General features: G+C 67.1%; 12 protein-coding genes. 3 read left to right on the forward strand and 9 right to left on the reverse strand.

The annotated features are described in order from the left end of the window. The first annotated feature begins 50 nt into the window (after positions 1-50). From VHD82_RS18120 to VHD82_RS18130, 3 genes are all read left to right on the forward strand, one after another. On the forward strand, positions 51-1,739 hold the full coding sequence (locus tag VHD82_RS18120) for a GGDEF domain-containing protein (RefSeq protein ID WP_325704736.1): 1,689 nt from the start codon (positions 51-53) through the stop codon (positions 1,737-1,739). A 143-nt stretch (positions 1,740-1,882) separates the two neighbouring features. Then, the gene (locus tag VHD82_RS18125) at positions 1,883-2,143 is read left to right on the forward strand and encodes a winged helix-turn-helix domain-containing protein (protein ID WP_325704739.1); all 261 of its coding nucleotides are present in this window, start codon (positions 1,883-1,885) and stop codon (positions 2,141-2,143) included. Between the two features lie 322 nt (positions 2,144-2,465). Further along, entirely contained in the window at positions 2,466-3,119 is a 654-nt protein-coding gene (locus VHD82_RS18130) for a hypothetical protein (protein ID WP_325704741.1), read from the forward strand. A 1-nt stretch (position 3,120) separates the two neighbouring features. On the opposite strand, the gene VHD82_RS18135 is transcribed toward VHD82_RS18130, so the two are convergent. From VHD82_RS18135 to VHD82_RS18175, 9 genes are all read right to left on the reverse strand, one after another. Then, positions 3,121-4,359 (reverse strand): alanine racemase, encoded by a 1,239-nt coding sequence (locus tag VHD82_RS18135; RefSeq protein WP_325704743.1) that lies wholly within the window; start codon positions 4,357-4,359, stop codon positions 3,121-3,123. A gap of 1 nt (position 4,360) precedes the next feature. After that, a complete protein-coding gene (locus VHD82_RS18140; protein ID WP_325704746.1) occupies positions 4,361-5,320 on the reverse strand; it encodes a helix-turn-helix transcriptional regulator in 960 nt (319 codons plus the stop codon). Positions 5,321-5,384: 64 nt separating this feature from the next. Beyond that, positions 5,385-6,353, reverse strand: a complete 969-nt coding sequence (locus tag VHD82_RS18145) for an AraC family transcriptional regulator (protein WP_325704748.1) — start codon at positions 6,351-6,353, stop codon at positions 5,385-5,387. A 175-nt stretch (positions 6,354-6,528) separates the two neighbouring features. Continuing rightward, a complete protein-coding gene (locus tag VHD82_RS18150; RefSeq protein WP_325704751.1) occupies positions 6,529-7,575 on the reverse strand; it encodes a (Fe-S)-binding protein in 1,047 nt (348 codons plus the stop codon). After that, entirely contained in the window at positions 7,572-8,954 is a 1,383-nt protein-coding gene (locus VHD82_RS18155) for an FAD-binding oxidoreductase (protein ID WP_325704754.1), read from the reverse strand. Before VHD82_RS18155 ends, VHD82_RS18150 begins: the two co-directional genes overlap by 4 nt. Next, the gene (locus tag VHD82_RS18160) at positions 8,954-9,802 is read right to left on the reverse strand and encodes a fumarylacetoacetate hydrolase family protein (RefSeq protein WP_325704834.1); all 849 of its coding nucleotides are present in this window, start codon (positions 9,800-9,802) and stop codon (positions 8,954-8,956) included. The genes VHD82_RS18155 and VHD82_RS18160 overlap by 1 nt, the downstream gene beginning before the upstream one ends. A 2-nt stretch (positions 9,803-9,804) precedes the next feature. Continuing rightward, positions 9,805-11,292: a M81 family metallopeptidase gene (locus tag VHD82_RS18165; protein ID WP_325704757.1), complete on the reverse strand. Its 1,488-nt coding sequence runs from the start codon at positions 11,290-11,292 to the stop codon at positions 9,805-9,807. Next, on the reverse strand, positions 11,289-11,678 hold the full coding sequence (locus tag VHD82_RS18170; RefSeq protein ID WP_325704760.1) for a RidA family protein: 390 nt from the start codon (positions 11,676-11,678) through the stop codon (positions 11,289-11,291). Before VHD82_RS18170 ends, VHD82_RS18165 begins: the two co-directional genes overlap by 4 nt. Further along, positions 11,663-12,943: an aspartate aminotransferase family protein gene (locus VHD82_RS18175; RefSeq protein ID WP_325704763.1), complete on the reverse strand. Its 1,281-nt coding sequence runs from the start codon at positions 12,941-12,943 to the stop codon at positions 11,663-11,665. The genes VHD82_RS18170 and VHD82_RS18175 overlap by 16 nt, the downstream gene beginning before the upstream one ends. Positions 12,944-12,977: the final 34 nt, after the last annotated feature.

A 12,977-nucleotide genomic window follows, 5' to 3' on the forward strand; every position in this document is an offset into this window, starting at 1 on the left:
TTGAGGCACGGTTTCCCGGAAGGCCGATCCGGAAGGGCGAAAATCTGAACGTGAAGGCTTCCGTCGAGCAGGTCCGGTTCGCGTTACAGCCGCTGTACAGCCTGCAAACAGGTGGAATCGTGGGCGTGGAGGCGCTGGCGAGGCCGGTCCGCGGAAACATCGGCGAACTGCTCCGGCATGCGCAGCGAAAAGGCCGGCTCGTCGCCGTCGACGTCGGTTTGGCCACACAGGCCGTTATGTCCGAAGCGTCGCATGAAACGCTCCTTCCGCTGCATTTGAACCTGACCGCCGCTTCCGTGGCCGCGCCGCAACTGGTTCTCGAACCGTTGCTGGAGACGCTCGGCCGCGCCGGCAGGCGCACCCGCGAAGTGGTGCTCGAGGTCGGCACGCCGTTCCACGGGGTTCCCGCCAATGCCCTGCTGGTAGGAGCGCGCCGGTTCACGGAGCTGGGTTTCCGGCTCGCCTTCGACAATCTGGGCCACGGCGACCTGCCGCTCAACCTGCTCGCCGACGCCCGGCCGGACATGCTCAAACTGGACCGCGTCACGCTGGACCGGCTGCGGTCGGACACCCCGACGATCGCGCTCGTCGAGGCGCTCGCGCTGTTCGCCGCGCGCACGGACATTCGCCTCGTGGCAACCGGAATCGAGACCGAAGAAGAACTCTCGGCGGTGCAGCAGCTCGGAATCCTTACCGTACAAGGAAATCTCTTCGCTCCGGCAAGCGAACACGGCGTCCCGACCGGCTTGACCACCCAGCCTGCGCCCCCGCCAGCGCCGAAAATACCGTCGAGCGGGCCGAAGGTGGATGACTTCATGCATGACGCGACGACGGTGTCGGCCGATTCGACGTGCGAAGAAGTGCGGCGCGTACTGCTGGATCAGGACGCGGTGAACGGGCTCGTCGGCCTGGACGAGCGCGGGCGGCCGCGCTGGTCCATCGACCGCACCCGGTTCCTGCTCGAACTCACCGGCCCGTTCGGACATGCCCTGCACGCGCGACGCCCGGCGGCCCGGCTCGCCGATCAGCCCCGCACCATCCGTACCGGCGCCGGCGCGCTCGAACTCCTCGATCTGGTGGCGGAGAACGACATCGGGCGCAGCAACGACGACATCGTGGTGGTCGACGGGCAGGGTCGCTGCCTCGGCGTGGTGCTGGTGCACGAAATCGTGCGCGGGGTCGCCGAGGTCAAAATCGAGCAGGCGGCGGCGCTCAACCCGTTGACCAGACTGCCCGGCAGCGACACCGTGGCCCGCGAAGTGGACCGGCGCCTCGAGCTCGGCGAGCCGACAGTCGTCGCCTGGCTGGACGTAGATTCGTTCAAGGCGGTCAACGACAACGAGGGGTTCGCGGCAGGCGACGACCTGATCCGCGCGCTCGGCCGGACGCTCACGAAGCTCAGCACGGAACTGCGCAGTGTCACGGTGAGCCATGTCGGCGGCGACGACTTCCTCATCGCCTGCGATATCGACGAAATCACCGCTGTGGCGGAAGCATTGGTCGACCAGCCGTGGTCCGCGGAGGACAGGGCCGTCACGGTTTCGCTCGCGACGATCGTCTGCGCCGGCGACGTGACGCGAGGCTATCGGGAAGTGTCACGGTTGTTGGCGCCGTTGAAGCAGCGCGCGAAAAAGGTGCGCGGTTCCAGCTGGGTGAACGGCTGGCCGGGAGCACCCCGGCCGGAAGTCCTGCGCGGCCGCGGCAAACACGCGAAAGCCGAGCCGGTACCCGCCCATTAGAGTGAAGGCGGATAATCGGTAAACGAATCCACAGTCGATACCCTTTGCGTTTCACCGCGGTCTACCGCGCGGGTGCAGCGATACGCCGTTGAAGGGCGCACCCTCGGAAAAAGCGCAGTTCAGGCGGTTCTAGCGTTGTTCCCGTGAACGTGCCCAAATTCGAGCCGGGCGACACTCCCGGCTACGTTTACGAAATGATGGCGAACCATCTCGCGGCCCGGATCGAGGCCGGTGATTTGGCGCCGAACACACCGCTGCCGTCCGAGCGGCGACTGGCCGAGGAATACGGGGTATCGCTGGGCACTGCCCGGCACGCCACCAGGCTGCTGCGCTTTCGCGGCCTGGTGGTCACGATCAGGTCCAAGGGGTCCTATATCGCCGACCGGCGTCCACGCGAATGGTGAAAGAATCATGGAGACAGCGCGACTACCACCCAATCGGGTTAATTCGTGGAGTGGCGCGGACACGCGGCGCGACCACCATCCTCGCGGCCGAACGCGAGTGATCATGCAAATCCCCAGCATGTTGTGGCAGCGGACCGGACGACTTCTGGAATATTTCACTTCCGCTGCTATTCTGAGAGAGATGCTGTACGGAACGTGGTCATTGACTAACACCGCGAATTTCACTACAACGGTGCGGGTGCCATCAATCGGAGATCATCTGCCCACTTCCACCTGGTCGTGCAGATGCACGTGCAATCAGAATCGGGGCCGGTGAGCGACCGTGATTCCCGATCTCCCCGCCAATCCCCTTTCCATCGAACTCACGATCTCGCACCGTCGCTTCTGGTGGCAGATCGACGATGAGGACGAACAACCGGAGCAATGGCATGTGTCCGCGGATGTCACCGCACTCGACATGTGCCCGGACGAACTACGCCACGTCGGCGACATCTCGCTGGTGATCGCGGATCTCACCAAGGAACGCAATCTGCTCGATTCCGTGGTGCTCGGCGAATGGGCGCTGGAGTTCATCGCGGAGACGGTGATCGACCCCGACCAGGGCAGGCTACATCCGGAGCTGGACGCGGAAATCGCGCCCGGGCCGCCGCGAATGGTGATCCTGCGCCGGATCGAACTCCTGGAAGCCTGGCGCGGGCATGGTCTAGGTGCCTCTCTGATAGCCAGCGCGCTGCGTATTCTCGCGCCGGACGCGCGAATCGGCGCCTGCCGCGTTTCCCCCTTGGATTTCCCGTGCCCCGGCGACCGCGTTTCGGCCGAACTCGCCAGCGTGCGCGCCGGCACGATGCTCGAACGGATCGGTTTCCACCGCTGGCGCGGGGTGCACGTGATCGACCTGCGCAACCCGGCCCTGCTCGACGCGCGAATGGATCTACTCGACCAGTGGTGGCCGGAATCCGACAGCGGCGACCGGTGACTCAGAACAACGTCTGCGCGGTGCCGAGTACGCGGTAGTCCTTGTCCACAACGGGAAACAGCCGCCATTTGTCGAACGTCGTGCACGGATGCGAAATCCCGAAGCCGACCCGGTCCCCCACCTCGAGCAAGCCCCGGAAATACGCGTGCTGGTCGTTGCAGGCGAAAATCTCCCCCGGCGGCGCCGGTTCGATTTCCGTGCAGCCTCTCCGCAATCGGTGCAGCGGCACCGGAAACCCGGAATCCAGTCCCGTGTCGCGTTTTCCGAAGTCCAAAATGGCCAGTCCCGGCTCGGGGCTGGACAACACACTCGCCCACAGTTCCAGGCTCGGCCGCAGCGGCAGCGCCTCGTATTCGGTGCCGATCAGGCTACGAAGCCGCTGGTACGCCAGGGAATCGTGCGTCACGTAGCAACCACTGCGGAGCACCACGCGAATCGGGCGCCCGGCCTGCCATTCCGGGCCGAGCACGTCCGCGACCAGCTCGATGAACGCGCTCCCGCCGACCGTCACGATGAACTCGCCCCGTGCGGGCAGCATCCCGTCGGCGAGATCCCGCAGCCGGCGCAGGTACGTGCGGACGCGTTCGAGCAGGTGGGCGTCCGGCTCCCCGCCGATCACGCCCTCGAACCCGCCCACCCCGGCCAGCTCCAGCACCGGCGACGCCGCCACTCGCTCGGCAAGCGCGAGCGCTTGGGCGGCGTTCCTGGTACCTGTCCGGCCACCGGCAATCCCGAACTCGATCAGCACCGGAAACGGGCGAGCGCGCCCGTCGAGCCGCTTCTCCAAAATATCGATGCCTTCGGTGGAGTCGACGTAGCAATAACCGGCGAAGCCCGGATCCGCCGACATTTCTTCGGCGAGCCAGTCGATCGCGTGCGGTTCGACAAGCTCGTTCGCGAGCAGGATCCGCTCCGCGCCGAGATCGCGCAGCGCTATCGCCTGACTCGGCGTGGCCACGGTCAACGCCCAGGCGCCGTGCTCGATCTGCGCGTTCACGATCTCCGGCGACATAGTCGTTTTCACGTGCGGGGCGAGCGAAATTCCGCGTTGCGCGCAGAACTCCCGCAAGGTGGCAAGATTGTGCCGAAGGGCGTCGTGGTCGAGCATCAACAGCGGGGTCAGGAAGTTGAGTACGCCGGACCGGCCTGCCACGCCGGCGCCGGGTAGCCCGATCATCGACGGCGGGAAACCCTTGTGCTGAGCCGAGATCCTGGTCTCTGGAAACCGCAGTGGGCGCACTCTAGTCCTTTCCGGTGCGGCGCAGCGTATCTGCGGGCCACTCCCCGAATCGCTTGCGGTACCAGCTGCGGAATTCGGTCCCGTTCCGGAAGCCGTGCTTGCGCGCCACGGTCGCCACGTCCATTTCGCCCGCCCGCGCTCCTTGCAACACGCCATGCACCATGTCGAGCCGGACGCCGCGGAGATACATGTGCGGGAACTGGCCATTCGCCCACTGGAATGCGCGGATCAGTTCGGGGTAGGTTACGCCGGCCTGCACCGCGTAGCTTTCCATCGAGTCCTTTCCCAGCGGGTTCGTGTCCATGAGCAGTTTGACGAAGTCGACGATCGCACGTGACTTCTCCGCCGACGGGACCGCGCTCAACGCGTCGGTGTACTGGTGCGGAAGCTGCCGCAGCAGCCAGTCGACGAGCCTTTCCTCGACGAACCGGTCCAGCCGTTGCGCATTCTGGTGACCGAGGTAGCGCGCTACGTGCCTGGTCACCGGCGCGTTGTTGTCGGCGACGAACGCGGGCACCGCGCCGAAGGTGAGCAGGCCGACCGCGTCGCGGCCGAGTAACGCGAGGGCGCGCGCCCGGACCAGCCACAGCGGTAACCGGACCACCCGGACGACACAGTCACCGGAGAGGCAGATGGCGAATTCCTGCTGGGGCCCGGCCGCGAGCACGGCACGCCGGTTGAGCTCCAGACAGCTGCCGTCGAGCTGGCCGACCGCGTGCCCCGTCAGCACCAGCACCGCCGTGTAGTCCTCACGCAGACCTTCGAGGTGGACCTGCGCCGCGCAGCGGTAACCAAGGAACCCGGCGGTGCTCGCGAACCCCTTTTCCGCGCGCATCCACATGTCCAAGGTGCCCTGCGTGATCCGCAGGTCATGGTTGCCGAGCACCGTCGAGGCCATCGCGCGGGCGTGCTCTGCGTCCGGGGTACGTCCGTAGGAAAAAGCCGGATCCACCGTGATCACCAGTTTTCGGTAAACAAAATCAGGATTTCATAGGGGGTCAGGCTAACCGCGTGGGATGCACTCGTCAACGGAACAGTGTCTGTTGTGGATGCTCGTGGTAGATCGCGCGATAGAGCCTGGTGAAACCGGGATCGGCGAAGCCCCATCGCGTCGCGATCTCCTGCACCGTGACCTCACCGGGATACGCCCAGCGAAGATCGAGATAGGCCCGGTGCAACCGGGCCAGGACAAGCTGCTCCGAAATAGAGCTGTCGATATACTGCCGGAATGCTTCCTGCAACGCGCGCACGCTCACGTCGAATCGCGCCGCGATACTCGATTCGGTATGCGGTTCTTCCGGCACGGACTCGATGAGATCGAGAGCTTCCCGGAACATGCGCGGCGAAACGGGGCACGGCCGCGCGGCCAGGATCTCGGTATAAGTGTTGCCCTGCAGGTAGATCAGGTCCGAGACCAGGCGTTCCTCCAGCCACGGCAGGCTCATCGAATTCGGGAACCAGACCTCCGGACGGGCCACCGACGACATGAACTCCATCAGCATGCGATGCCAGCCGCGGGCGCGTTTCGAGGTCACGTCCAGCGCGAGGCGGAACGAAATCCGCCACGGAATCTCCATGCCGAGCAGGCTCCCCATCGTGCGCTGGACGAACGCCCAGTCGATGCGGGCGAGGACCAGCTCGGTGTTCCTCGACAGTTCCATGTACAGCGGCTCGTGGGGATCGGTGACGACCATCAGCCCTGGCGTGGAGACCACGGCGCGGTTACCGTTCCGCACCAGCGCGCGGCCGCGGAGCGGGATCTGGAGAGCGGTGAAGGTCCGCGTGCAGCCGGGATCCACGTTGACCGGCGGGCCGTACCGGACGAAGTTGAACACGAAGTGCCGAGACCCGCGGGAGTTGATGATCGCGTCGAGCGGCTCCGCACCACCTGCCAGCGACAGCCCGTGCCTGCACATGATCCGGCTCAGCTGATCCCGCATCTCGTCGAGGTCGTGCGACCTGAGCACATTGAACCGAGCAAGTGGGTGTTCCATCACTCGTCCCTTTGCGACAGTATGTTGCGCTGCTAAGGAAATTACGTCGACGGCCTCGGGCAAAGCTCGGCGCGAAACCGAAATGGACATTTTACACAGCCAAACCCATTCGGGCTGCTGAGTTTACCCCATATTGGCGATCCGGCAAGTAGTGACAACGACAGAGAGTAGAAGATCAATTTCGCGCGTCCGCCAGTAACTCGGCCAGCGGCACCGCTCGCACTTTCGATCGTCGTTTTCGCAGGCCTTGGCGCAATTGACGCAGGCAGCCCGGGTTCACGGCCACCACGAAATCGATCTCCGCCGCCTCGATCGCGTCGAGTTTCGTGGCGAGCACGCGGCGACTGTCCTTGGGGCGCAACAGGGAATACGTCCCCGCGGCACCACAGCAATCGCCGGCACCGGGAAGTTCCACGTAGTCAGCGACAGCCGCGAGCAGTTTGCGGGGTTCCGCCGTGACACCGAGCGCGTTGCGCAGATGACAGGAATCCTGCAGCCCGACGCGGGCACGGCGGCCACGCACCCGCACTTCGCCGTCCGGGCGATAGCCGACCTCGACCAGCCATTCACCGAATTCCCGCACCCTGTCCCTGCCGAGCCGCGCAGCCAGGTGCGCGGCACAGCCACCCGCCGTGGTGATGATCGTGCCGGGCAGCTGTTTTCCCAGTGCCACAGCCATTTCCGCACCCTTTTCGGAGTCACCGTTGTGCGCGTGCAGTGCCCCGCAACAACCTTGTCCGCCGGGCACCGAGATTCCCGGCGCGAGCCGCCGCACGGCGCGGCTCACCGCCGGGTACAGACCTCGTTCCACACAACCGAGCATCAATGAATGCACCTCGCCCCCGTTACCGCGCGCATGCCGACGAACCATGCCCTGTAATCGAAGCACCCATTCGCGGGACACGACGGCCATCAGCGCCCGTGCGAGCAGGGGGCGATTTCCGCCCTGCCACTGGACATCCCGCCACTGTTCGAGCAGATCGCCATACTGCACACCGGCGGGGCAGACCGGCTCGCACGCCCGGCAGCCGAGGCAGAACGACGACTGTTCGGCCAGGGTCGGATCGGTCGTGTCCAGCTCTCCCGTCTCGAGCGCGCGCATCAACGTGATCCGCCCACGCGGCGACGACGCCTCCTCGCCGGTCAGCCGGTACGTCGGGCACGCGGGCAAGCAGTAGCCGCAGGAAATGCAGCGATCCAGCAGTTCCTTGTCGAAGATCACGAGCCGACCTTCCCGGGATTGAGAATGCCTGCCGGGTCGAAGGCGGTCTTGATCCGGCGCAGCAGCCGGACCTGTGCCACCCCGAGTCGTTCGGTGAGATACGGCAGTTTCGCCGCTCCGACACCGTGTTCGCCGGTGATGGTGCCGTCCAACCGCAGCGCGGTCGAGAAGATTTCGGCGAACGCCTTGTGCGCCCGCTCCACCGCGTCGTTGTCGTCGGGGTCGAGCACGCAGGTGGGATGGAGGTTCCCGTCGCCGGCGTGCCCGAAGGTGGCGATCAGCAGACCGAACCGCTGGGCGATCTCGTCGATGCGGTCGACCATCTCCGCCAACCGCGGCCGCGGCACCGTGACGTCCTCCAGGATCGTCAGGGAACCGAGGCGGGACAGCGCGGGCAGCGAACAACGGCGTGCAGCGAGCAACGCGTCCGAGCGGGCGACGTCCTCGGCCAGCGTCACCTCCAGCGCACCGGAATCCGCGCAGATCTTCCGCAGCCGCACCAGGTTCCCGGCGACCACTTCGATCGGCCCGTCGTCACCGAACAGCAGCAGCGCACCCGCGTCGGTGCGCAGGCCGAGTTTCGCGTAGTCCTCCACCGCGCCGATGCACTTCTGGTCCAGGAATTCCAGCGTGGCAGGCACTATCCCGGCGGAGATGATCGCGGCCACCGCGCGGCAGGCGTCGGACAACGTCTCGAAGTACGCGATCCCCGTGCCGACTTCCGCGGGTTTCGGCAGCAACGCCACGATGATCTCGGTGAGCACGGCCAGCGTGCCCTCCGAGCCGGTGAGCAACCTGGTGAGGTCGTAGCCGGCGACGTCCTTCCACAGCCGGCCGCCGGTGTGGATGACCTCGCCGGTCGGCAACACGGCCTCCAGCCCGAGCACGTAGTTCCGGGTGACCCCGTACTTCAGCCCGCGCAACCCGCCCGCGCAGGTGGCCACGTTGCCGCCGACAGTGGAGGTGACCCGGCTACCGGGATCGGGGACGTACAACAGATCCTGCGCCGCGGCGGCGTCCGCGAGCCGGGCCGTGGTGACGCCCGGCTGCACACGCGCGAGCAGCTCGTCACCGCTCACCTCCAGGATCCGCGTCATCCTGGTCAACGCCAGCACGATCCCGCCCGCCAACGGCACCGCTGCCGCGCACAGATTGGACCCGGCCCCGCGCGGAACCACCGGAATCCGGTGCGCAGTGGCCAGTTTCAGTACCTCGGCGACCTGTTCAGTGGTGCGCGGGAACACCACGACATCGGGCACCGCGCGGAACAACGGCGTGGCGTCACGCGCGTACGCCGCCAGCTCCCCCGGGGCCCGGCGCACGCCATCGGCGCCGACGATCTCCGTCAGGGCTTCGAGCACGCCGGCGGAAAGTTCCATCAGGCCTGGTCACACTCCGTACGCTGGCGGCCGAGCCCGGCCACCTCGACCTCGATGACGTCGCCCGCGCGCAGGTACTCGAACCGGCCCGACAACGCGACGCCTTCCGGCGTCCCGGTGTTGATCAGGTCGCCCGGTTCGAGCACGAGGAACTGGGACAGGTTCCAGATGATCTCGTCCACGGAGAAGATCATGTCCGTCGTTTTCGAGTCCTGGCGCGGCTCCCCGTTCACCCACGAACGCAGCTCCAGGGCCTGCGGGTCGGGCAGCTCGAACCCCGGCACGAACCAGGGCCCGACCGGGTTGAACGTCTCGCAGGACTTCCCCTTGGACCACTGGCCGCCCGGCCTGCCGAGCTGGAACTCCCGCTCGGACACGTCGTTCGTCGTCACGTACCCGGCAACGCACGCCCGCGCCTCGGCCAGCGTTTCCAGGTAGCGCGCGGGTTTCCCGATCACCACGCCGAGCTCGACCTCCCAGTCGGTCCGGGTGGAACCGCGCGGGATCAGCACGTCGTCGTACGGGCCGACCACGGTATTCGGCGACTTGTGGAACAGGATCGGCTCGCCCGGCGGTTCCGCGCCCGATTCCGCCGCGTGCGCCGCGTAGTTCTGTCCGATACACAGGACCGCGCCGGGGCGCGAGATCGGCGCACCGACCCGCAGCCCGCTGACGTCCAGTACGGGCAGCTCGCCCGAATCCAGCGCCACCCGCGCCCGTCGCGGCCCGTCCCCGGCGAGGAACCGGCCGTCGATGTCAGCGGCCAGCGGGGTCAGGTCGTAATGGCGTTCGTCCTCGCACACGACCGGCCGCTCCGCGCCGGGCGGGCCGACCCGCATGAACCTCATCGTCATGATTGCTCCGGAAACTCCGCATCTTCGAAGGGGTACAACGGTTTCGCCCGGTTTTGGTAGGTGAAGCGGTCCAGGCCCATCGCGGTCACCCCGTCGGTGTCCACGACCACGAGCCGCTTCGCGATCGGCCCGTACGCGGCCCGCGGCGAGTTGACCCCTTTGGCCACCACGATCCGGTAGCCCGCCGGGTCGACACCGACGCTCAGCAGCTGCTGCAGGCTGGAGTTGATCACCGCTTTCGAGTTCAGCACGAGCGTGTGGCCATGGGTGGTCTCGAAAACCGCCGTCGGACCGGCATCGAAGAACCGGAATCCGGAATGGGTCGGCGTCGGCTCCTCGAAACGTCCGTCCGACACCGCCCGAACGTGGCCGACGACGCTGACCGGCCGGCCTGCGGAATGCGTGTGCTTCGCGCCGACTTCGAGCCGGAGCCGCGCACCGACGCCCGCCTCGATGCACCGTTGGGCGGACTCGGGATCCCACAGCGTCTGCACCAGTGAATCCATCCCGCGTTTCACCGCGGCCGCGAGGATCTCCGTGGAATCCCCCGGCGCGCCACCGCCGATGTTGTCCCCGACGTCCAGCAGAACGACCGGCCCGTCGGGCGTCTCGGCGACGATGTCCAGCGCTTGGTGCACGGTGATTCCCTTGGCCTGCAAGGAAACTCGCTGCTCCCATATCGAGCGGGCCAGCTCTCTCGCGGCGGCTTCGGCCTTCGCCCGGTCGCCGTCGTGGATGGCGATGCAGGACATCCCCATTTCCGCCACGTCCGCGTAAGGGAAGCCTTCCACGACGCTCGCCGACAACATGCCGGGCCGGGCCGCGAGTTCACGCGCCTTCGCCACCAGATCCGCCATCGGCTGCTCGGCGGTGTCCTGCCGGGCGATGTTCACCACCAGCGGCAGCCGGACGAGCGCCTGCTCGGGCCGTATTTCCCTGCGCGCGGCCGCCGCCACGAGCTTCGTACAGTCGACCGCGCGAGCACCGGGGTCGACGTGGGGATTGGTCTGGTAGACGAGCGTGACCGTGAGCTCGTCGATCAGCTCCTGGGAAACGTTGGCGTGCATGTCGAGCACCGCGCCGACCGGCACGTCCGGGCCGACCACCGAACGCACCCGCGCGGCGATTTCCGCGTCGGCGTCGGGAAAATGCTCGGCGACCGCGGCCCCGTGCACGTTCAGCAGCACCCCGTCCCACGGGCCCTGGCGCACCAGCCGCTCGATCATCTCGCCGACGAGCGATTCGAAGGCCTCGCGGGTGATCGAACCGGTGGGCGTGACGAACGCGGCGAGCAGCGGCACCAGTTCGATGTCCAGCTGCTCGCAGGCGACGAGATACCCGCCGTACGTCGTGGCAGAGCCGGCGTACTGCTCGACGATCTCCTTGCCCCGGAACACTCCGCCGTCCTCGAACAGGCGCAGGTCCGCAGGCAGCGGGGCGAAGGTGTTGGCCTCGTGGAAAAGCCCGAGTGTGGCGAATCTCAACTCGGTCCGCCTCCCGAGAATGCCACGACGTCGATCTCGAACTTCACCACGTCGCCGAGGCAACTGGTGAGCGTGGTGCGCGCGGGCAGCGGCTCGGCGAAGTACTCGCGGTAGATCCGGTTGTACTCCACGAGATCCGCCGGGTCCTGCACGTATGCGCCGACCTTGACCACATCGGACAGTCGCAGGCCGAGCCCGCCGAGTATGCTTCGCACGTTCTCGATCGAGCGGCGCATTTCCTCTTCGAACGTGCCCGGCACGATGCGGCCGTCCTCGTCGACCGCGGCCTGCCCGGACAGGAAGACGAAGTCACCGGCGCAGTAGTACGGCGAGAAACTCGTGCCGCTGCGGGCTGCGCTGACCGGCCGCGTCATCGGCTGGTCCATGAGGCCAGCGCCTTGTCGAACCGGGTGAGCGCCGCGTCGAGCTCGCGCTGCCCGTGCGCGGCCGAGACGTACCAGACGCCGCGGCCGGCGACCCACAGGCCGTGGTCGACCAGCGTGCTCGCGAGTTTCTCGTAGCGCGCGAGGTCGAGCTGTTGCAGTGTGCGGTAATCCGTCACTTCCGCGTCGCCGAAGGAAACGTGGAACGCCTGCGGGAGGCCCGCCACGCGCAGCGGCAGTTCGTATCCCGTGCCGATGTCCAGCAGGCCGTCCATCAACGCCTTGCCGTGCTGGGCGACGCGTTCGTACGGCGGGTCGTCGATCAGGCTGGAGACCGAAGCGACGACGGCGGCCGTGGCCATCACCGAGGAGTTGAAGGTGCCGGAGTGGTTGACCTCGCCGGTGCCGAAGCGGTCCATCAGGTCCTCGCGGCCGACCAGCGCCGCGACCGGGAACCCGCCGGCGATCGCCTTGCCGTACGTGGCGAGGTCGGGGGTCACACCGTAGCGCCCGGTCGCGCCGTCGATCCCGAGGCGGAAACCTGAGATCACCTCGTCGAAGATCAGCACGATGCCGTACTGGTCGCAGAGCCTGCGGACCCCTTCGAGGAAGCCGGGTTTCGGCTCGATCACGCCCGCGTTGATCATGAGCGGCTCCATGACGACCGCGGCGATTTCCTCGCCTTGGCGCGCGAGCGCGTCGGCGACCAGGTCGAGGTCGTTCCACGGCAGCAGCACGAAATCGTCGAGGTGGCCGGGGAGCTGGCCCTTGCTGGCGGTGCCCCAGCGCCCGTCCCGGTTGGCGAGCAGCACGTTGTCCAGCCAGCCGTGGTAGTGCCCCTCGAAGCGGATGATCTTCGTGCGCCCCGTCGCCGCGCGCGCGAGCCGGAACGCCGCCTGCACCGCTTCGGTGCCCGTCATGCTGAAGCGGATCTTGTCCGCCCAGCCGACCGCTTCGCAGACCAGTTCCGCCGCGCGGACTTCCAGTTCGTGCTGGCCGCCGAAGATGACGCCGTCGCGGCAGGCGCGGAAGACGGCGTCCACCACCTGGCGGGGCGCGTGGCCGAGGAAGTTCGGGCCCTGGCCGAGGAGGTAGTCGACGTAGTCGCGGCCGTCCACGCTGTAGAGCCAGGCGCCCTGTGCGGAACGGATGAACTCGCGCGAGCCCGCGAGCCGGACGTTGGAGTGCACGCCGCCGGGCGTCCTCTTGAGCGCGCGCTCGCGAAGCTCGTTGGACTGCTTGGGCTCCTGCGGCTCGTCGTTGTCCATCGAACGTCCCTTCGACACCTGTCGCACTCCCGAT

This window comes from Amycolatopsis sp., assembly GCF_035546795.1.
In the GTDB taxonomy this organism is placed as follows: domain Bacteria; phylum Actinomycetota; class Actinomycetes; order Mycobacteriales; family Pseudonocardiaceae; genus Amycolatopsis_E.